The organism is Photobacterium sp. Alg240-V54, assembly GCF_900537155.1.
In the GTDB taxonomy this organism is placed as follows: Bacteria; Pseudomonadota; Gammaproteobacteria; order Enterobacterales; family Vibrionaceae; genus Photobacterium.
Genome location: NZ_UNRL01000011.1, coordinates 25907 through 46037, shown reverse-complemented (window position 1 = coordinate 46037; position 20131 = coordinate 25907). Strand labels below are relative to the sequence as shown.

General features: G+C 42.0%; 17 protein-coding genes. 9 read left to right on the top strand and 8 right to left on the bottom strand.

Features of this window, described 5'->3' with window-relative positions; all coding sequences use genetic code 11:
* Positions 1 to 951 precede the first annotated feature (951 nt).
* The gene (gene yihA / locus G6R09_RS17950; protein ID WP_065167788.1) at positions 952 to 1620 is read right to left on the bottom strand and encodes a ribosome biogenesis GTP-binding protein YihA/YsxC; all 669 of its coding nucleotides are present in this window, start codon (positions 1618 to 1620) and stop codon (positions 952 to 954) included.
* 156 nt (positions 1621 to 1776) lie between these two features.
* On the opposite strand from yihA, the gene G6R09_RS17945 reads away from it, so the two are divergent.
* From G6R09_RS17945 to hemN, 5 genes are all read left to right on the top strand, one after another.
* Positions 1777 to 2394: a cytochrome c gene (locus tag G6R09_RS17945; RefSeq protein WP_065167787.1), complete on the top strand. Its 618-nt coding sequence runs from the start codon at positions 1777 to 1779 to the stop codon at positions 2392 to 2394.
* An 897-nt stretch (positions 2395 to 3291) separates the two neighbouring features.
* Complete coding sequence (locus G6R09_RS17940; RefSeq protein ID WP_065167786.1) at positions 3292 to 3933, top strand: class I SAM-dependent methyltransferase; 642 nt, start codon at positions 3292 to 3294, stop codon at positions 3931 to 3933.
* Complete coding sequence (gene yihI, locus G6R09_RS17935) at positions 3933 to 4484, top strand: Der GTPase-activating protein YihI (protein ID WP_065167785.1); 552 nt, start codon at positions 3933 to 3935, stop codon at positions 4482 to 4484. Before G6R09_RS17940 ends, yihI begins: the two co-directional genes overlap by 1 nt.
* Before the next feature lie 3 nt (positions 4485 to 4487).
* Entirely contained in the window at positions 4488 to 4967 is a 480-nt protein-coding gene (locus G6R09_RS17930) for a DUF2489 domain-containing protein (RefSeq protein WP_060998608.1), read from the top strand.
* Positions 4968 to 5114: 147 nt separating this feature from the next.
* Complete coding sequence (gene hemN / locus G6R09_RS17925) at positions 5115 to 6488, top strand: oxygen-independent coproporphyrinogen III oxidase (RefSeq protein WP_065167784.1); 1374 nt, start codon at positions 5115 to 5117, stop codon at positions 6486 to 6488.
* Positions 6489 to 6591: 103 nt separating this feature from the next.
* Here the strand turns inward: hemN and add are convergent, their stop codons facing one another.
* The 5 genes from add to glnA all read right to left on the bottom strand — a co-directional run bounded on the left by add (position 6592) and on the right by glnA (position 12440).
* Positions 6592 to 7596: an adenosine deaminase gene (gene add, locus G6R09_RS17920; RefSeq protein WP_065167783.1), complete on the bottom strand. Its 1005-nt coding sequence runs from the start codon at positions 7594 to 7596 to the stop codon at positions 6592 to 6594.
* A 108-nt stretch (positions 7597 to 7704) separates the two neighbouring features.
* Positions 7705 to 9114, bottom strand: coding sequence for a nitrogen regulation protein NR(I) (glnG, locus tag G6R09_RS17915; protein ID WP_163923867.1), 1410 nt, complete (start codon positions 9112 to 9114; stop codon positions 7705 to 7707).
* Between the two features lie 25 nt (positions 9115 to 9139).
* Positions 9140 to 10198, bottom strand: coding sequence for a nitrogen regulation protein NR(II) (gene glnL, locus G6R09_RS17910; RefSeq protein WP_065167781.1), 1059 nt, complete (start codon positions 10196 to 10198; stop codon positions 9140 to 9142).
* A 134-nt stretch (positions 10199 to 10332) separates the two neighbouring features.
* Positions 10333 to 10896 (bottom strand): DUF4124 domain-containing protein, encoded by a 564-nt coding sequence (locus G6R09_RS17905; protein ID WP_163923865.1) that lies wholly within the window; start codon positions 10894 to 10896, stop codon positions 10333 to 10335.
* 134 nt (positions 10897 to 11030) lie between these two features.
* Positions 11031 to 12440, bottom strand: coding sequence for a glutamate--ammonia ligase (gene glnA / locus G6R09_RS17900; protein WP_060998602.1), 1410 nt, complete (start codon positions 12438 to 12440; stop codon positions 11031 to 11033).
* A gap of 599 nt (positions 12441 to 13039) precedes the next feature.
* On the opposite strand from glnA, the gene typA reads away from it, so the two are divergent.
* On the top strand, positions 13040 to 14869 hold the full coding sequence (gene typA / locus G6R09_RS17895; RefSeq protein WP_065167779.1) for a translational GTPase TypA: 1830 nt from the start codon (positions 13040 to 13042) through the stop codon (positions 14867 to 14869).
* A gap of 151 nt (positions 14870 to 15020) precedes the next feature.
* On the opposite strand, the gene G6R09_RS17890 is transcribed toward typA, so the two are convergent.
* Positions 15021 to 15659, bottom strand: coding sequence for a DUF2959 domain-containing protein (locus G6R09_RS17890; RefSeq protein ID WP_065167778.1), 639 nt, complete (start codon positions 15657 to 15659; stop codon positions 15021 to 15023).
* 148 nt (positions 15660 to 15807) lie between these two features.
* Here G6R09_RS17890 and G6R09_RS17885 point away from each other — a divergent pair, with 148 nt between their 5' ends.
* From G6R09_RS17885 to G6R09_RS17875, 3 genes are read left to right on the top strand one after another with little or no spacing between them, the layout of a single operon-like run.
* The gene (locus tag G6R09_RS17885; RefSeq protein WP_082955710.1) at positions 15808 to 16728 is read left to right on the top strand and encodes a virulence factor BrkB family protein; all 921 of its coding nucleotides are present in this window, start codon (positions 15808 to 15810) and stop codon (positions 16726 to 16728) included.
* A 2-nt stretch (positions 16729 to 16730) separates the two neighbouring features.
* Positions 16731 to 17168: a D-aminoacyl-tRNA deacylase gene (dtd, locus tag G6R09_RS17880; protein WP_065167777.1), complete on the top strand. Its 438-nt coding sequence runs from the start codon at positions 16731 to 16733 to the stop codon at positions 17166 to 17168.
* A gap of 59 nt (positions 17169 to 17227) precedes the next feature.
* Positions 17228 to 18157 carry a bifunctional GNAT family N-acetyltransferase/hotdog fold thioesterase gene (locus tag G6R09_RS17875; protein WP_065167776.1) on the top strand — a complete coding sequence of 310 codons (930 nt, stop codon included), beginning with the start codon at positions 17228 to 17230 and terminating at the stop codon, positions 18155 to 18157.
* On the opposite strand, the gene G6R09_RS17870 is transcribed toward G6R09_RS17875, so the two are convergent.
* Positions 18064 to 20079 carry an AsmA family protein gene (locus G6R09_RS17870; RefSeq protein ID WP_163923863.1) on the bottom strand — a complete coding sequence of 672 codons (2016 nt, stop codon included), beginning with the start codon at positions 20077 to 20079 and terminating at the stop codon, positions 18064 to 18066. The genes G6R09_RS17875 and G6R09_RS17870 overlap by 94 nt on opposite strands.
* Between the last annotated feature and the right edge of the window lie 52 nt (positions 20080 to 20131).

Genomic DNA, 20131 nt, shown 5'->3' with positions numbered 1-20131 from the left:
TGAGGATTGATGGCTAAAAAATAATAGCTGATCAACGATCAGCTATTTTTTTGTTAAAAATAAGAACGGTTATGTAAAAATTACTTACAAAAACATGAAAAAAAATTACGACAAAGACTTCCAAAAAATGAACGATTGATATACAGTTAGCGATGTAGGGTACAGAGGTAAGATGTTCTATCTTTCAGACCTTTTGTTTCACGTTATTGGATTTGGCTGATTCAGCTGCCCCGGTCTATTTATTGGACCGGGGCGTTTTTTATTGTGCTAACGTAAAAATTTTTCCTCGTTATACTGACTTATCACTTCGACCTTACGGTCACTCCAGATTGTTATTTATTTATTATTAATGCCATTTTCTGACTATTTATCACTCAAAATACATAAAATCGATGGTTTTTCGTGATTTAAGCTGATCGATCAGGCCTTTATTCATTACTGCTTGTAATCGCTCTATATTTGTTTATGGGTTTTTTAGAGTAAATACTTTAAATTTGAAATGGGCAGGCTATAATAGTAATAGCTTCTTGTTCATATTTGATTTTGTTGGTTAGTCAGCATGACTAGCAGACGAGCAAAGACATGAAATAGCCATTCTCGGTATTGAGGATGGCTTTTTTTTTGGTTTTTTTTTGAACAATTGGTGATGTAATTAAATTCCAGAAATATTTTAAATTGTTAACAAATAGTGAACTTGTTTTTTAATTAAAATAATGTGTTGTAATCAATAATATTTACCGATTTAAATAGGGGAATAAGCGTAATAGTGTGGGGAATGTCGCAAAACAATCAAATAAAGCGGAATCTGATAAACGCAGAGGTTGTGTTAGCTTATTAAATCATCAATTCTGCAATGACAATAACAACAACCTCTTAATTCTCTTTGCATTACCCCACCGATGGTGGTGGGGAATTTTTAAGCATGTTTAGTGGTGTGAAGATTTATAAGTTTTATTCTGCAGGTGGTAAATTAAAAACTTCACTATCGTCTGCTGCAAGTACACGTTGACGCTCTAATTCTGGAGCATACCACTCATCAAGTTTACGACGAACTTGATCAACACCAATGCCTTTCAGTGAAGAAAAAGCTTCAACTTGAACGTTACCGCCAAATTCTTTCGACATTTCACGGATCTTTAGCACTTGTGCTTTACGCGCACCGCTCTTTAATTTGTCAGCCTTAGTTAACAATACTAAAACAGGCAAACTACTTTCAATTGCCCAATTGATCATTTGCTGATCAAGATCTTTCATTGGGTGACGGATATCCATCAATACCACTAGACCTTGTAAACATTCACGGCGTTGTAGGTATTCACCTAATGCTTTCTGCCATTTTAATTTAAGCTCAAGGGGTACTTGTGCAAAACCGTAGCCAGGTAAGTCAATTAAGTTACAGCCATTAATGACTTCAAACATATTAATTAATTGAGTACGGCCAGGGGTTTTAGACGTACGAGCCAGACCTTTTTGATCGGTGAGGCGGTTTAGTGCACTTGATTTACCGGCATTGGAGCGACCAGCAAATGCGATCTCAACGCCGACATCTTGTGGCAAGTGACGAATATCCGGTGCACTTGTAATAAAACTGGTATTTCTATAGTTGAGAGGTTGATTCACTGTTAACTCCGTCAAGCCCTCAGATTGTAAAATGAGCGCTTTTTTGTGAAATTGTCTAAGATATATTAAACCGTGTTTGGTTTATGGTCGTATTGTATACCATGTTACTGAGCATTACTTGTGGTACGGAAGCCCTATAATTATAAATGGAATATCATGAAAAAATTAGTCTTAATATTCACACTGATTGCGAGCTCTTCGACGTGGGCACAAGGCGATATCAATGCCGGTAAGCTAAAGGCCGCCACTTGTGTTGCCTGTCATGGTAACGATGGCAATGCAATTATTGCGCAGTATCCTAAGTTAGCAGGTCAACATGCTGATTATATAGTGAAACAGCTGGCTGATTATAAATTGGCACTCACTACCGAAGGGGCTCAAGGTCGCAGTAACGCCATTATGGCAGGCATGGTTGCTGGATTATCAGCTACCGATATGGCCGATCTTGGCGCTTATTTTTCCTCATTGCCTATTTCACCCACTACTGCCCCAGAAAATGTGATTGCGATTGCTGAGCCATTATACCGTTTTGGTGATCCAGAGCGGGGGATAGCTGGGTGTATTAGTTGTCATGGACCACGGGGTAATGGTGCCAACTTGGCAGGCTTTCCTAAAATATCAGGTCAGAATGCCGAATATACCGCGTTACAGTTGCAAGGGTTTCGTGCCGGGTCACGTCATAATGATCTCAATCGTATGATGCAATCTGTGGCTGCGAAGCTCACCGATAATGAAATAGCGGCGCTGTCAGCGTATGTTGGTGGCTTACATTAGCGGCCCTTTCAACATTATTTTCATAATTATTAGGTCGCGTTACTGTTTGTTCATATTTTAGCAACGGGGTATTAGCCACAGCTGTTGTAAGAGATCGACCATTGGTTAACGCTGTAATGATGATTTGATTTGTAGTCGATTATTTTTTTGTTTTATAGAACATAGACTTGTTTAACGGTGCTGATTGAGCTTTTAAAAGTGTGATCTTGATACATTGTTTTAATGATGGCTTAAGGTAAATTACTCCCTGTCGACAAGGAGTGCGACACAGGATTGGAAGCGCTAGGATAGCTTAGGCATTGAAGCCTGAAGGATACACAGGAAGTCTGGTCAGGAGACTAGGGTAGACGCAGGAAGCGTAGGATTGTCAGGGTCGACACTCAGGAAAGAGAGTAGCTATAGTGATATAGCTCAGGTACGTCAGGATGATGTATCGCATAAGGATGGTGGTAAGGTTATTGGAGTGTAACATTGCGATAGGGAACGCCAACTTAGGATAAGTTGACACACTACGGAATGGTATAAGGACATAAAAATTCACTAGGATAGTGACGAACAATATCAGCATGGATTGCTTTTATAAGAAATGGATATTTGTTAAACCGGGACGTTGCTTGCTGGTTATGGAAAGACTAGACAGAATTATAAGCTCATAGCTTACCCCATATAGCGATAGGTGCAGACCTATCGCTTTTTTTTGTCTCAATTTTGATCTTTTTAGCGACGACTATTCTGTTGTGAAAGTGATATTTCGCTTTTTAATAGGCTAAGATGGTCGAATAAATTGAACAATTTGTCAGCAGAACTACATCTTAACTGCAATTGGGTATAGAATAGCCCGCTCGATTTTACCCCGCTGCTGCTGTTCGTAAACATTCAGTCGTTGTGGAGAAGGCAATGGATAGATGCCCACTTTGTGGAAGTCATGATAATCGGTGGTTGGTAGCAGACACAAACCGTGATTATTTTCGTTGTTTACACTGTGCATTAATTTATGCCGATCCGGCAACGCATTTAGCGTCGACCCAAGAAAAATTAGTCTATGACCAACATCGGAATAATTCAAATGATGCTGGCTATCGCCAATTTTTAGCCCGCTTAGCCACACCATTGGTAATGCGATTACCATTACCACCATTATTTGGCTTGGATTTTGGTAGTGGTCCTGGGCCGACCTTGTCAGTGATGTTGGCAGAAATGGGGTATACTATGACGATATATGACCCTTATTTTGCAGCCCAAGCTGCAGTATTAGAATGTCAGTATGATTTTGTTACCTGCACAGAAGCAATCGAGCATTTTTATCAGCCTGCGAAGGAATGGGGGCTGTTGCTACGTTTAGTTAAACCCGGCGGTTGGCTGGGAATCATGACCAAACTAGTAACCGACACTGATGCCTTTGGGCATTGGTACTATAAGAACGACCCAACCCATGTCAGCTTTTTTAGTCGTGATACGTTTTGCTTTTTAGCCCAACGTGATGGCCTTGAAGTTGAGTTTGTTGGAAATGATGTGATTTTGCTGAGGAAACCCCAGTAATGACCCGTAAGAAAAGAGCGCGCACCGTAGGTTCTGAAGGCCCTGCTGTATACCGTGAAAAATCAAATAGTAAAGTTGATATTGAGACCCGTGAACGCCAAAAAGCGAAGAAGCGTAAAGGTTTAAAATCAGGTAGTCGTCATTCTGCTGTTGAAGACAATAAACAGCGTAATGGTGGCCAGAAAAAAGATCCACGTTTAGGTAGCAAAAAGTTAGTTCCGCTGATTGTTGAGCCTAAAAAACCGCAAACTAAGCAACAGCGCCGTTTATCAGCAGAGCAAGAACTTGCTATGCTTGAAAACGATGCCCAATTGATGGTGCTATTAGATCGCATTGATGCTGGTGAAAAACTAGGTGCAGGTCTACAAAAACAAGTTGATATGAAGTTAGACCGTATTGAACGTCTAATGAAGCAGCTGGGTTTACTTGATGATGTTGAAGAAGAAGCATCAGCACCTGTTACACCAAGTGCTAAGTCTAAGCCTCGTTCAGATGATGATTTATTAGCGCAATTTGAAAACATGGATTTTGATAATTTCGATAAGGAGTAACCGTTGCAGGGAATAACACTTCTATTTGTTATTGGTGGCGTTATTGTTGCTGGATTGGCACTGTACGCTGGATTGTTATTAGCTAAGCTTTATAAGCAGCAACAACGGCATAAATTATTTTTAGCCCGTGCTGCCGAACAACAGGCCGCAGCAATCAAAGCCAGAAATGACAATATATTAGAAAGCGTCTTTATTATCGCAATGGCATGTAAACAAGAACAGTGTGATATGTCTGAAGCCGCAATTCGGTTATATAAATTAATGGAAGTGTTGCAAGCAGATAAACAAGTTGATTTTGCAGCAACGTATCCGGCATTAACCGACTTATACCAAGTGGTTAAAGATATGCCTCGCGGTGATGCGCGTCAGCAAATAGAAAAGCAACGCCGAATGCGATTTGATCTTGAACGCATGAAAGCAGAGTCTCGTCTACAAGCTGAAATTAAACTTGAATTAGATGCTATCCTATCAACTAAGGTTTAACCTGCCATCGTAATTATTAACACCGCCATTTATTGGCGGTGTTTGTTTTTGTTCAGAGTGTAAACTTAACCACAGGGATAGGTTTTACTTTTAGTCAAATGGTGACACACTCTATTTATTATATCTTCACCAAATTGGAACAATGTCATGTCAAATGAGCAGATTATTTGGGATCAAGCCCTGATTGAAAAATATAACTATTCAGGCCCGCGTTATACTTCTTACCCGACCGCACTAGAATTCAACCAAGCATTTACATCTGCTGAATTTGAGATGGCATGTCAACAATACTCAGATCGTAAGTTATCGCTTTATATTCATATCCCTTTTTGCCATAAGCTTTGTTATTACTGTGGCTGTAATAAAATCATTACTCGCCATCAGCACAAAGCCGATCAATATTTAGATGTGCTTGAGCAAGAAATAAAGCAACGTGCGACCTTACTTGGTGATCGTCAGGTGAGCCAATTGCATTGGGGTGGTGGTACACCGACGTTTTTAACTGCAGCACAAATTAGCCGTTTAATGACCGCGTTACGTAATGCATTTAACTTTGATGCCGATGCTGAAATCAGTATTGAAGTTGATCCGCGAGAAATTGAACTAGATATTCTTGATCACTTGCGAAATGAAGGTTTTAACCGTCTCAGCATTGGTGTTCAAGATTTTAATAAAGACGTGCAGAAGTTAGTTAACCGTGAGCAAGATGAAGCGTTTATTTTTGCAATGGTAGAACGTGCGCGTGAGTTAGGTTATCGCTCAACCAATCTTGATTTAATCTATGGACTGCCATTGCAAACTAAAGCACTGTTTGCCGAAACACTGCAGCAAGTATTGACCATGAAGCCGGGACGATTGTCAGTATTTAACTATGCTCACATGCCAAGTTTGTTTGCCGCGCAGCGTAAAATTCATGAAGATCAGTTACCATCAGCGACCGAGAAGTTAGCAATTTTACAAGATACGATTGCGACCCTAACGGGAGCTGGGTATCAGTTTATTGGTATGGATCACTTTGCGTTGCCTGATGATGAATTAGCCGTTGCGCAGCGTGAAGGTATTTTGCACCGTAATTTCCAAGGCTATACCACCCAAGGAGATTGTGATTTATTGGGCATGGGGGTATCGGCTATTTCGATGATTGGTGATTGCTATGCGCAGAACCAAAAAGAGTTAAAGCTGTATTACAGCCAAATGGCAGACCAACAAACAGCATTGTGGAAAGGGGTAACCTTAGACGCCGATGACCTGTTACGTCGTGAAGTTATTAAAGCATTAATCTGTAATTTCCAATTAAATAAACGTGCCATTGAAGCTGAGTTTGGTATTGATTTTGATAGTTACTTTAGCGAAGACCTTCAGTTACTCAATACTTTTATCAATGACCAATTGGTGACAGTTGATCAAGACACGATTCATGTTGAACTGAAAGGGCGTTTATTGATCCGTAATATTTGTATGTGCTTTGATAAATATTTACGAGACCGTGCTCGTCAGCAGCAGTTCTCACGAGTTATCTAGCCTTTGAAAATAGCGCAATAAAAAACGCCTCGGTTTCACGTGAAACCGAGGCGTTTTACTTTGTGGATTATAGCCGCGGAAGTCGCGTTATAATCTCAAGTGGTTAGCCACGCTTGCTAGCAATATCACGTAATGCCTGCTTTTCTGCTGCAGATAAGAACGCTAGCTCAAGGCCATTGATTTGCGCTTGACGAATTTGAGCAACACTTAGGCCCGCTTTAGGAGCGGCAACTTCATATTCATAAGGCAGTTCAATGCCTTCAACGGCTGGATCATCGGTATTTAAACAAGCAAGAATACCGTGTTCAAGGAATGCTTTTACAGGGTGCTGAGCAATGTCAGCAACGGTGCTGGTTTGAATGTTTGAAGTAATGCAAGATTCAATACCAATTCGATGCTCCGCTAAGTAATCCATTAGTTTGGGATCATTAACGGCTTTTACGCCGTGGCCAATACGTACCGCGCCAAGCTCGTTAATTGCTTGCCACATGCTCTCTGGGCCAGCGGCTTCACCTGCGTGGACTGTGATTTGTAATCCAGCATCACGAACTTGTTTAAAGTGCGAGATAAATTGGGTGCCTGGTTGTCCTAGTTCATCACCCGCGAGATCAATCGCCACTAATTGGTCTTTATGGCTTAATAACGCATCTAGCTCTTGCTGGCAGGCTTGCGTACCAAAAGTACGACTCATTATACCAATTAGGTTGGCTTTGACACCAAAATCACGGCAACCGGCTGCGACGCCATCAGCGACAGCAGCAACAACACCGGCAACAGGAAGGTTGTGTTTCATCGCCATGTAGTAAGGAGAGAAACGCAATTCTGCATAATCAATCTGTGCGTTAAGTGCATCTTCGACGTTTTCATAAGCCACGCGACGGCAGGCGTCTAAATCACCTAATACCGCCACGCCCCAATCCAATTTACTTAAAAAAGCGACGAGGCTTGGCTCTGCTTCAACAATTTGTACGTGTGGACGTAATGCCTCAATTTCTGTTGCTGGTAAGGCGATGTTAAATTGCTGACCTAGTTCTAAGATTGTTTGTGGACGAATATTACCATCAAGATGGCGGTGAATATCCGTGAGTGGAAGATCTTTGTTTATCATGATGATTATAGTTCTCGACGCTAATGATAGATTGAGTATACGCAATCACTAAATGACATTCATCATTGTTGCAAATAAATGTGCGCTGGCACATCTACCAATGGTGAGTTAATCATGGATTTGTAATTCTTTAAGTTTTCGAGTTAGCGTATTGCGTCCCCAACCAAGTAGTTTGGCTGCTTCTTGTTTATGACCGTGAGTGTGAAGCAAGGCAGTTTCAAGCAGGATTTTTTCAAATTGTGGTAATGCTTGTACTAATAACTCGGTCTCACCTTGTTGCAATGCTTGCTGAGCCCATTGTTGTAATCCTTGGTGCCAATGCTGGGCTTCAGTGGTGGGGATTACCGTGGCAGTGTCAGTGATTTCTGGGGGTAAATCGGCTGGCAAAATCTCATTGCCGCTTGCCATTACCGTTAACCAGCGACAGATATTTTCCAATTGACGCACATTACCCGGCCACGGCAGTTGAGTAAGTTTGTCTGCAGTTTGTGGGTGTAATGATTTTACATCGACACTGAGTTCATCTGCTGCGCGTTGTAAAAAGTGGCGCGCCAGTTGGGGGATATCTTGACGGCGATCTTTTAACGACGGTAGATGAACGCGAATAACATTGAGGCGGTGGAATAAATCTTCACGGAATTCCCCACTGCTGACTAGGCGCTCGAGGTGTTGATGGGTCGCTGCGATAATGCGTACATCCACGTTGACAGGTGCATGACCACCGACTCGATAAAACTGCCCATCGGCTAATACGCGCAACAATCGAGTTTGAATATCTAACGGCATATCACCAATTTCATCGAGAAATAACGTGCCGCCATTGGCTTGTTCAAAGCGACCTTGGCGTACGCTGTTGGCACCAGTAAACGCGCCTTTTTCATGGCCAAATAGCTCTGATTCAATTAAATCTTTGGGAATAGCTGCCATATTGAGGGCAATGAAAGCGTTGTTGCTGCGAGGGCTATGACGATGCAAAGCATGAGCAACCAACTCTTTACCTGTACCTGATTCGCCATTAATAAGCACTGAAATTGACGAGCGGGATAAACGTCCAATCGCTCGAAACACTTCTTGCATCGCAGGTGCTTCACCAATAATTTCTGGTGCATGTTTGGTTTCAATAGCGGGCTGTTGTTGGCGTTTTTGTTCCTGACTATGACTCAGCGCTCGCTCAACTAAGGTGACGGCTTCATCAATATCAAATGGTTTGGGAAGATAATCAAATGCGCCACGTTGATAAGCGTTAACCGCGGCATCAAGATCAGAATGGGCGGTCATAATAATAACCGGTAAGGAGATGTAATCTTGCTGCAATATTTTGAGTAATGCTAAGCCGTCGGTACCCGGCATCTTAATGTCAGAGACTAATACATCGGGGACACTGCGCTCTAATGCTGCTAATACGCTATCGGCATCAGCAAAGGTTTCACATTTCATGCCAGCATTAATTAAGGTGCGTTCTAATACCCAACGAATAGAGCTGTCATCATCAACAACCCAGATTAATCCTTTGCTCATAATAAGCCTCCTGTGATAGCTACTGTTATGACTTAATCGGTAAATGAATGGTGAAATTGGTGTGCCCAGGCCAGCTGAACACTTCAATTTTACCTTGATGCTGGTCAATCAGATTACGCGCAATTGATAACCCTAAACCGGTGCCGCCTTCACGGCCAGTAACCATTGGATAAAATAAGGTATCTTGAATATCTGCTGGAATGCCAGGGCCATCATCAATAATTTCAATGGTGGCAGTAACACGATGACGAACGCCTTGAATTAAGCTTTGATGGGCGGTGCGGGTTTTTAATTTTATGGTGCCGCCACCTTGGCTTTTTAATGCTAAGGCTGCGTTACTGACTATATTGAGTAACGCTTGTTCCAGTTGTTCAGCATCCATATTTATTTCGGGCAAACTAGGATCGTAATCACGCTCAATGGTAATGGTGCTATCAGTATCAATATTAACCAGCTGGCGTACTTTTTCTAATACCGAATGAATATTATCAGTTTTACGGATCCCTGGTCGTTGTGGTCCTAGCAAACGATCGACTAAATTACGTAGTCGGTCAGCTTGTTCAATGATCATTTGGGTGTATTCGTGATAACTGCTATCAGGAAGGGTTTTTTCAAGTAATTGCGCCGCACCACGTAACCCACCAAGAGGGTTTTTTATTTCATGGGCTAAACCACGGACTAATTCTTTGGCTGCTTGTTGTTGTGCATGTTGGTTGAGCTCTTGGCTAATTCGACGTTGTTGATCAATCGGTTTGAGCTCCAATAAAATCAATAATTGTTTTTGCCATGAGATAGGGCTGGCATTAACACCAAGCAAATGACGTTGGCCATCAATCACAAAAGTGACATCACTGTCGGCTAAACCTTGGCCGCTATGAAGGGTGGCTTTGACATGATTAAGATCTAGCGAGCTGTACTGCAATAGTTGTGGTAGTTGAGCGTCAAGTAGACGGCGCTTGCTTGATGATAACAACTGTTCGGCAGCCGGATTGACGTAACGAATCACTAACGCTTCATCAACTAAGACGATAGCGGTGACTAAATTGTCGAGAATTATGGGTGTAAAGCTGATATTCACAATCATCATCCTTATCGATAATCAAGCACAAGACGATTGGTGCAAGCGCATCCCCGCCGCTGTTAACTAACGCACCAATTTGGTGCATTAAAGTGTACTCGGTTTAACAGCGAACAGGCAGGATTTATTGTAAATAGACGTTACCGTGGTTGAACTGGGCTGTTCTTGGGGCGAACCTGTGATGCGCGATGTAAATAAACCGTAATACTTTCAGATGAAGCAAGGATCTTGCCATTGTTAAGTAATTGGATTTGAATTTGGTGGCTACCGCGATCAATATTGGTTAATTGCCAAGATAACTGGGTTTGAGGTTTGCCGTAAACATGGCCATCAATGACTAATTGAGCCTGAAGTTTTTTATTTAATTTACGGTTACTGACGGCGCGAACAGTAATATTGCCATCGTTATTACGCAACGTTTGTTGGTGTAGTGGGGCTAACAAGCTGATGGTTGCTGCTGGAAGAGAAGGTTCTATTTCAGCGGTGATTGTCACAACTTCGACGTTGTTAACCTGATTGTGGTCAGTCATGGTTGATTGTACTTCTGTAATCGATAGTTCAACCGTGCTGGCCTGTGGTACTTCTGGGGTGTCACTAAAATGGAGCACGCCATTGTCGTCAGTCCAAGAATAAATTGTTGTCGCTACGGCGGTGGTCGCTGCTGTTGTAAATAATAGCATTGATACCAGATTAATGAGTTTCATCCATTAACTCTCCAGCAAGACCTTAATGGTCAGTAAGTTCTGTATTGTTGCCGCTTTTGTTGAGGTAGCAAGATCAAAAAGGCCTGCGTGTGAAGCAGGCCTAAATCTTCGTTGTTAAGTAATTAAGCGATTACTTAAACAGAGTAGTAAAGTTCAAACTCTAATGGATGTACTGCCATATTGATTTTCTCTACATCTTGCGATTTTAGCGTGATGTAAGAATCAATAAAGTCATCAGAGAATACGCCACCAGAGGTTAAGAATTCACGATCTTCGTCAAGCGCTTGTAGTGCACCTTGTAGTGACTCTGCTACTTTTGGAATCTCTGCTGCTTCTTCTGCTGGTAGGTCGTATAGATCTTTATCCATTGCTTCGCCTGGGTGGATCTTGTTAGCAATACCGTCAAGACCAGCCATTAGCATTGCTGCAAAAGCTAGGTATGGGTTAGCTGCTGGATCACCAAAGCGTACTTCGATACGACGTGCTTTTGGACTTGGTACTACTGGAATACGGATTGATGCTGAACGGTTACGTGCCGAGTAAGCCAACATAACTGGTGCTTCATAGCCAGGGACTAGACGCTTGTACGAGTTAGTTGATGGGTTAGCAAAGGCGTTGATTGCACGTGCGTGCTTGATGATACCGCCGATGTAGAACAGTGCCATTTCTGAGAGGCCGCCGTACTTATCGCCAGCAAATAGGTTTACACCATCTTTTGCAAGTGACATGTGGACGTGCATACCAGAGCCGTTATCACCCACTAATGGTTTAGGCATAAAGGTTGCTGTTTTACCAAATGCGTGAGCAACGTTATGAACAACATACTTATAAATCTGAATTTCATCAGCTTTATTCGTTAGGGTATTGAAACGGGTTGCGATTTCGTTTTGACCAGCCGTTGCTACTTCATGGTGGTGAGCTTCAACAACAAGTCCCATCTCTTCCATGATTAAACACATTGCCGAGCGAATATCTTGTGATGAATCAACTGGTGCGACTGGGAAGTAACCACCTTTAACGCCTGGGCGGTGACCTTTGTTACCACCTTCGATGCTAGCACCGCTATTCCATGCCGCTTCAATGTCGTCAATCTTAAAGAATGAACCTGACATGTCAGTGTTGAACTTAACATCGTCAAATAAGAAGAACTCTGGCTCAGGACCAACAAGTACATTGTCAGCAAAACCAGCTGAACGCATAAACTCTTCTGCGCGCTTAGCGATTGAGCGAGGGTCGCGATCGTAGCCTTGCATTGTTGCTGGCTCAAGAATATCACAACGAATGTTTAGGGTTGCGTCTTCAGTAAATGGGTCAAGTACCGCACTTGCTGCGTCAGGCATCATCACCATGTCTGATTCGTTAATGCCTTTCCAGCCTGCAACTGAAGAGCCATCAAACATTTTGCCTTCTTCGAAGAAATCAGCATCGATTTGGTGAGATGGAATAGAAATGTGCTGTTCTTTACCTTTGGTATCGGTAAAACGTAGGTCAATAAACTTAACTTCATTTTCCTGGATCAGCGCTAGTACGTTTTCAACTGACATCTTGAGTAACCTCCGGTGTTATTTAGGGCGATGGCCGCAAACTTTTGCTCATGTTTAGCGTGAGCGAATCTAAAAGTGTTAAAGCGAAAACCATGCCAACTTTTAAAAGCCCCAAACAAGGCGGGTTTGCCCTGTTATTGGAACTTTTTCCTGTCCTGTTTGCACTATTATGGTGAACGGTTGCACCAATTTGGTGCTTTGACAATTGTTATTGAAAAGAGGGTAATATCTTTCAATACATTCATCCATTTAATAGTCACACTACTATGGTGATGAGGGCAAATATTGTCAATCCACACGGTGATAATTAGGTGTTTTTTTTGCTAAATATTGGTCATCAGACTGTAAATAGAAAGTGATTCAGATCGCACTTTTAGTCTATTTAGAGGAATTTATCGTACGAATGGAGGGGTTAAAAAAAATAAAAATAGCCAAAAAAGTGAGTAAAAATGCGGCTCTAGAGCAAGTTGAAAAAAAAGCTGGTGATATAAATCACATATTGCGTGGGTTTTAGAGTAAAATCTGTTAAATTATGAGCCGTTTTTTTAATCAAGTAGCCTCTATTAAGACGCTGCATGTTCTGAGTGAATGTGAAACTAATGTCTAATCAATCGATCGATAACTTAAGAAATATCGCAATTATTGCTCACGTAGACCATGGTAAAACTACCCTGGTTGATAAACTTCTACAGCAATCTGGCACGTTAGAGGGTCGCGGCGAAGCCGAAGAACGTGTGATGGATTCTAACGATATCGAAAAAGAACGTGGCATTACCATTCTTGCTAAGAACACAGCAATTAACTGGAATGACTACCGTATCAATATCGTAGACACCCCTGGACACGCAGACTTCGGTGGTGAAGTTGAGCGTATCATGTCTATGGTTGACTCTGTATTACTTATCGTTGATGCAGTTGATGGCCCAATGCCTCAAACTCGTTTCGTAACGCAAAAAGCGTTCGCATACGGCCTTAAGCCAATCGTTGTAATCAACAAGATTGACCGTCCAGGTGCACGTCCTGAGTGGGTAATGGATCAAATCTTTGACCTATTCGACAACCTAGGCGCAACTGATGAGCAACTAGATTTCCAAGTGGTTTATGCATCAGCATTAAACGGTTGGGCTACGTTAGAAGAAGGCGAAATTGGCGAGAACATGGAACCATTGTTCCAATCTATCGTTGATAACGTTGCTGCACCATCAGTAGACGTTGATGGCCCACTACAGATGCAAATCTCTCAGCTAGATTACAGCTCTTACGTTGGTGTTATCGGTGTTGCTCGTATCACTCGTGGTACAGTTAAAGCTAACCAACAAGTAACTATCGTTGGTGCTGACGGTTCTAAGCGTAACGGTAAAGTAGGTACTGTTTTAGGTTACCTAGGTCTTGAGCGTCACGAAATTGAAGAAGCGAAAGCGGGTGATATCATCGCAATCACTGGTCTTGGCGAGCTTAAGATTTCTGACACAATTTGTGACCAGAGCTGTGTTGAAGCACTAACACCACTTTCTGTTGATGAACCAACAGTTACCATGACTTTCCAAGTAAACAACTCTCCGTTTGCTGGTAAAGAAGGTAAGTTTGTTACTTCACGTAACATCCTTGAGCGTCTTCAAAAAGAACTAGTACACAACGTTGCACTACGTGTTGAAGAAACAGCTGACCCAGACAAATTCCGCGTATCAGGCCGTGGTGAACTTCACCTATCTATCCTGATCGAAAACATGCGTCGTGAAGGTTACGAGCTAGCTGTATCTCGTCCAGAAGTTATCATCAAAGAAGAAGATGGTAAGCTAATGGAACCGTTTGAAACTGTAACTATCGACGTGGTTGAAGAGCACCAAGGCGGTATTATGGAGAACATCGGTCTTCGTAAAGGTGAGCTAACAGATATGGCACCAGATGGTAAAGGCCGTGTTCGCATGGACTTCATGATGCCTTCTCGTGGTCTTATCGGTTTCCAAACTGAGTTCATGACATTGACTTCAGGTTCTGGTCTTATCTACCACTCGTTTGATCACTACGGTCCTCACAAGGGCGGTACAATCGGTCAACGTAACAACGGTGTATTGATTTCTAACGCAACAGGTAAAGCACTGACTTACGCATTGTTTAACCTACAAGAGCGTGGCCGTCTATTTACTGAGCACGCAGACGAAGTTTACGAAGGTCAAATCATCGGTATTCATAACCGTTCTAACGACCTTACAGTTAACTGTCTGAAGGGTAAGCAGCTAACAAACGTTCGTGCTTCTGGTACTGACGAAGCGCAAACTCTTTCTCCTGCTATCAAGTACACACTTGAGCAAGCGCTAGAATTCATCGATAACGATGAGCTAGTAGAAGTTACACCTGTAAGCATTCGTATCCGTAAGAAACTTCTTACTGAAAACGATCGTAAGCGTGCAGGTCGTGGCGGTAAGTAATTACCTCTAGCTGAACGATACTAATACAATCCCTCGCTTGGCAACAAGCGGGGGATTGTTGTATTTGGGACCATGAAAATGTTATTGAGACCAAAAAAAGAGCTAACTCAGTTAGCTCTTTTTTTTGATCACGAAATGGTGATGGTGGCGGTTACTTTTTCAAATGACCGATAAAGCGATTTGATTCCGCAATGGCACTGTTCATATCACGAATAGCGCCTGAGATTTCGGTTTGTAATGCATTAAATTGCCCTTGAAGAGAGCCTATTGCTGCTGCATTGAGGTTATGCTTAAGGTAAAGGGTGTTATCACGTAAAGTATCTAAAACCGGCTCCATCTTCTTCTCAGCACGTTTCATCGCGGTTAGCATTTTATTATAAGATAGTTTTGTTGTTTGTAATTTACGTTGGCTGTCGCGTTTAAGCGTCGCACTTTTATATAGCGCCAGTTCTTGTTGCCACTCTTCAAACATCGCATTGGAAACATCTTCAATTGCAGCAATACGATCATTGACGTTTTTTACAGCAGCTTCACTTTTTTTATATTGGCTATCAATATCTTGATAAGCGGCTTCAAGTTCACCACCATCAAATTGATTCAGTGCTTTGAGACCTTCAAGAGCGCTGGTAAATTGTTTTTGTGCATTTTGTTGGGCTTGGTTGGCATCCTCAACGCGATCGACCATGATGTCGCGTTTATAAACGCCGACTTTTTCCATCGCCGAATAATAGGCTGTTTGACAGCCTGAAAGTAGGCTTACACTTAAAAAGATTGCAATAAAATAAGGCATGTTTTGCTCCTTGGTAAGACATGCAAAATAACAAATAAAGGCTATAACCGCGCTGTGCTAAAGTTACTGTTTCGATGGTGAAACATTGATAACAGCATCTGACGTTAACATGACTGCTTAGCATAACTTATAGATAGAAAACTCTATTATGGCTGACAAAAAACAACCTGTGAAATTTGTATGGCAGCAACGGTTGCCGCGAATAATGGAATATTTTGGCTATTTAATCCAGCGTGTTAACCATGATCGCTTGACGGTAACTGCTGGATCAATGGCTTATGTGACCTTGCTGTCGTTAGTGCCGTTGTTAACAGTGGTCGTTTCGGCGTTATCTGCGGTACCTGCTTTCGCAGGGGTTGGCGATCAAGTACAACAATTTGTGATCACTAATTTTGTACCTGCTGCTGGGGCTGTGGTAACAACCTACCTCAATGAATTTATTGTTAATGCTGGCAAAATGACCGTGGTTGGAATTGGTGCATTATTTGTCGTGGCTATGATGCTTATTTCTTCGATTGATAAAGCACTTAACTATATTTGGCGGGTAAAGAAAAAGCGCCGCTGGGTAATATCATTAGCAGTATATTGGATGATTCTGACTTTGGGTCCTATTCTTTTGGGTTCAAGTATTGCATTAAGTTCATACCTAGGCTCATTAGCATTACTTGATCACCAAACATTACATGGCGTAGTGCAACAGTCATTGCTATGGTTGCCGTCAATGATGTCAGGGTTAGCGTTTTTATTGCTTTATGCATTAGTGCCTAATTGTAAGGTAACCTTTAAACATGCATTGATAGGTGCGTTGTGTAGTAGTGTTTTATTTGAGTTAAGTAAAAAAGGTTTTGTGATTTATTTAGCCCATTTTCATTCCTATCAAATGATCTATGGTGCTTTGTCTGTGATCCCTATTTTATTTGTATGGGTTTATTTATGTTGGTGTATTGTGTTACTTGGGGCTGAAATTACTGCCAGTTTAGGTGAGCGTGGTTTTTGGGATGTGAGTCCACTCCGTTCACCAACAAGGTTAACCAATAGTGACCAATATTTAATTAATAAAAAGGAATAATAATGATTGCGCTAATTCAACGGGTGAGTGAAGCCAGTGTGACCGTTGACGGTAAAATAACCGGAGCGATTGGCTGTGGGTTATTAGTGCTGCTTGGGGTTGAAAAAGGTGATGATGAAGCCAAAGCGAAAAAGTTGCGCGATAAAGTATTAGGCTATCGTATTTTTAGTGATGCTGACGATAAAATGAATCTCAATGTTCAGCAAGCCCAAGGTAGCGTGTTAGTCGTTTCACAATTTACGTTAGCGGCTGATACTAAAAAAGGCATGCGTCCGGGATTTTCAGCGGGCGCAGCACCAGTTGAGGCGGAACGTCTGTACCAATATTTTGTCGAACAATGTAAAGCAGAGTCGATTACTACGGAAACTGGCATTTTTGGTGCTGATATGAAAGTGGCATTAGTTAATGATGGCCCCGTGACTTTTTGGCTACAGGTTTAACCGCGCTATTTGCACATTGTGGGTGCAAAATTGCAGACGATTAAGAAGAGAGGAAATGGATGTTTCGATTAATCACTCCGCAAACAGAATCACAATTGGCAAGTTACTATTATTTTCGCTGGCAAATGTTACGTCAGCCATGGCAAATGCCACAGGGATCAGAGCGTGATGCCTATGATGACGTCAGTGCTCATCGAATGTTAGTTGATAGCCATGATAATGTGGTCGCAATTGGACGTTTATATGTGACACCCGATAATGAAGGTCAAATTCGTTACATGGCGGTGGATGCTTCAGTGCGTCATCATGGCTTAGGCGGGATGATTTTATTAGCACTTGAATCTTTAGCGCGTTATGACGGTGCTAAACGGTTAGTGTGTAATGCGCGTGAGGCGGCGATTCCATTTTATCTTAAAAATGGTTTTGAAAGTCGTGGTGAGTTAAGTGACGCACATGGTCCAATGCGTCATCAGCAGATGGTGAAACCATTATCGCCCTTAACGGATGTCGCTCGTCAGCCGCAATGGTGCCAAGAACTACAAACATTATGGCAAAACCAAATTCCGATCAGTGACAAAATGGGGATTAAAATTAATCAATACACGGGTTATCGATTTGAAGTCAGCGCACTATTTAATGCTAATTTAAATCCCAATGAATTTATGTTTGCTGGCAGTATTTTTACCATGGCAACCCTCGCTGGGTGGGGGTTTATTTGGTTGTTGCTAAAAGAGCGTGGCTTGCAGGGGAATATTATTTTAGTTGATAGCCATATACGTTACTCGGCGCCAGTCACGGAGCGCCCAATTGCAGTTACCACCCTTGAGCATTTACGTGGTGATTTTGATCGTATTACTCAAGGGCGTAAAGGACGAGTGACTGTCGATGTGAATGTTCAATGTGGTAAAGCGGTATCTTCAACTTTTACTGGTACATATTTAGTATTACCGTTGCAGGATGAATCAACAGTGACGGTGGATACTCCCTGAAGCCATTCTTTAATTAACTGCTGACAGCCCGTTGTTAATTTCAGTTTAAGTTGCTGCTGTTTGGTATCAGTTAAGTTCCAGCTACTGTCAATATTTAGCGCGAAATCTTTAGCAGTGACGGTTACAGGTTGTAATTGGATCACACCATGTTGAGCTGTGAGTGTCAGCGGTGTTGCTGTTAGTGGTAGCTCTGATGCCGTCGCCGTTTGATTGACGGTTGAAAAATTCGATAGCTGCCACTGAGTGAATAATTGCTGTGGTGTGATATTGATTAACGCTAATTGGCGAAAATCAGCGTTAGCAGTGCCACTTAAGTGATGATTAAAATCAGCTTGCGTGCCAGCTAGCCCATGGATCTTTATCTGAGTATCAATAGCCCCACTGAGTGGCAAGGGCAATGATAGCCATTGGGATAGCGTTTGTGCTGGCATGCTATCGCCCACGAGAGTTAATTGCCATGGATGCTGTGGTTCATTAAGTGCTACTCTTGCGCGTGCTTTTAACATTCCATGATTAAACGGCAAGACTAATTTATCTAACTGCCATTGACCGGCATTGCTGTGCATAGTCGCAATGGCTTGGTTGATGATCACCTGATTGATACTGCCAAAACCTAAGTTAGCCTCAAGCTGTCCTTGCCATAATCCCCACTGATTATTTTGCTTCAATACCGCATCTTGGACATCAATATCAATCCCTGCCAGTTGAAACGGCATCGCTGTTGCCGATGAGGTGATCTGACTATTATTAATGTTGAAATTTTTAAATATGACATCGGTGTATTGATGCTGCCATTGCTGCCATGTTTGTGGCCAATCTTTATCTAAAAACCATTTAATACCACTGGCTTTTAAATCATTCACAAATAATTGCTGCGGATCGATCCAACCATCGGCGCGAACAAACCCTTCCATCATATGTGCTGACATGCCATGGCTGATAATTTGTTGGGGCATAAATTGTAGTTCAGCTAATGGCTGCTCAAAATTGAGTTGATGCCACTGTGCATGGCTAGCACTGAACGATAAACGGCTATTTTGTTGCTGCCAATAGTTCTGTGGCCAGTGCCAGTTTTGCAGCGATAGATTGATATCATCAGCACTCCATTGTGGTAATTCAACACTGCTATCAATGATATCTAACCGTTTAATATTGATCGCGGTGAGTGGGGCAAGGTGGTGGGTTAATTGTTGCTGCCAATCATTAACCAGTTGTTGATCTTGTAAGCGGAATTTATTGAGTGTCAGCTGATCGATGGTCAAACTATGATCGGTATTATTAAACTGTGCTTGAGCCGTTATTTTAGCCTGATGCCACAGCCCAGAAATACCATCAAATTGCCATTGTTGGTGGTGCTTATTGGCATTGATCAGTAATTGCTGTAATTCAAATTGGTGCCATTTTATGCTGGTGGCACTCATTTTTAAGCTGCCATTAAAACTTTGCCACCATGGTGTGTTAGCGGTGGGTGTTTGCCAGTTATCGATTTGAATTAACCCATGTTTAATTGCAAGTGTTGGGGTGTTGAGGTTGGTATTATTAAACACCAAGCGTTTGATTGCGAGCGGCGGTAAGTGGGTTAATAACGGCATATCGGCTGAAGTGATGTTGTTAATCTGCACTCCGTCAAATACCAGTTTATCTTCAGTGATACTGGTTTTGGATAGCCATAGTTGAATACTGTCAGCGTGGATCAGTACTTGCTGATTTTGAGTGATTTCAGCATGTTCAAATCGTATCTGATAAGGGGTACGAATATCATAATCAATTTTTTTGGCAAACACTTGATAAGGCGATACTTGGGCAAGGATAAAATTAATCAGCGGCTGATTATAACGGCTGTGTAATAGTCCGGTGAAGGCGGTTAAACTCACCACGACTATTAACACCAAAATAAGCACTGATTTGCTAAGTAGTCGCATAAAACTTCCTCGTAAGCTGAAGGCACTATATCAATTTTAATGGCTTGTTGAG

Bases quoted from the DNA above. Each gene is read 5' to 3' on its own strand.
- glnG (WP_163923867.1), bottom strand. From the start codon at position 9,114: ATGAGCAAAGGATTAATCTGGGTTGTTGATGATGACAGCTCTATTCGT.
- add (WP_065167783.1), bottom strand. From the start codon at position 7,596: ATGATAAACAAAGATCTTCCACTCACGGATATTCACCGCCATCTTGAT.
- G6R09_RS17875 (WP_065167776.1), top strand. From the start codon at position 17,228: ATGTTTCGATTAATCACTCCGCAAACAGAATCACAATTGGCAAGTTAC.
- hemN (WP_065167784.1), top strand. From the start codon at position 5,115: ATGTCAAATGAGCAGATTATTTGGGATCAAGCCCTGATTGAAAAATAT.
- dtd (WP_065167777.1), top strand. From the start codon at position 16,731: ATGATTGCGCTAATTCAACGGGTGAGTGAAGCCAGTGTGACCGTTGAC.
- typA (WP_065167779.1), top strand. From the start codon at position 13,040: ATGTCTAATCAATCGATCGATAACTTAAGAAATATCGCAATTATTGCT.
- yihI (WP_065167785.1), top strand. From the start codon at position 3,933: ATGACCCGTAAGAAAAGAGCGCGCACCGTAGGTTCTGAAGGCCCTGCT.
- G6R09_RS17885 (WP_082955710.1), top strand. From the start codon at position 15,808: ATGGCTGACAAAAAACAACCTGTGAAATTTGTATGGCAGCAACGGTTG.
- G6R09_RS17940 (WP_065167786.1), top strand. From the start codon at position 3,292: ATGGATAGATGCCCACTTTGTGGAAGTCATGATAATCGGTGGTTGGTA.
- G6R09_RS17890 (WP_065167778.1), bottom strand. From the start codon at position 15,659: ATGCCTTATTTTATTGCAATCTTTTTAAGTGTAAGCCTACTTTCAGGC.
- G6R09_RS17945 (WP_065167787.1), top strand. From the start codon at position 1,777: ATGAAAAAATTAGTCTTAATATTCACACTGATTGCGAGCTCTTCGACG.
- G6R09_RS17905 (WP_163923865.1), bottom strand. From the start codon at position 10,896: ATGAAACTCATTAATCTGGTATCAATGCTATTATTTACAACAGCAGCG.
- glnA (WP_060998602.1), bottom strand. From the start codon at position 12,440: ATGTCAGTTGAAAACGTACTAGCGCTGATCCAGGAAAATGAAGTTAAG.
- glnL (WP_065167781.1), bottom strand. From the start codon at position 10,198: ATGATTGTGAATATCAGCTTTACACCCATAATTCTCGACAATTTAGTC.
- G6R09_RS17870 (WP_163923863.1), bottom strand. From the start codon at position 20,079: ATGCGACTACTTAGCAAATCAGTGCTTATTTTGGTGTTAATAGTCGTG.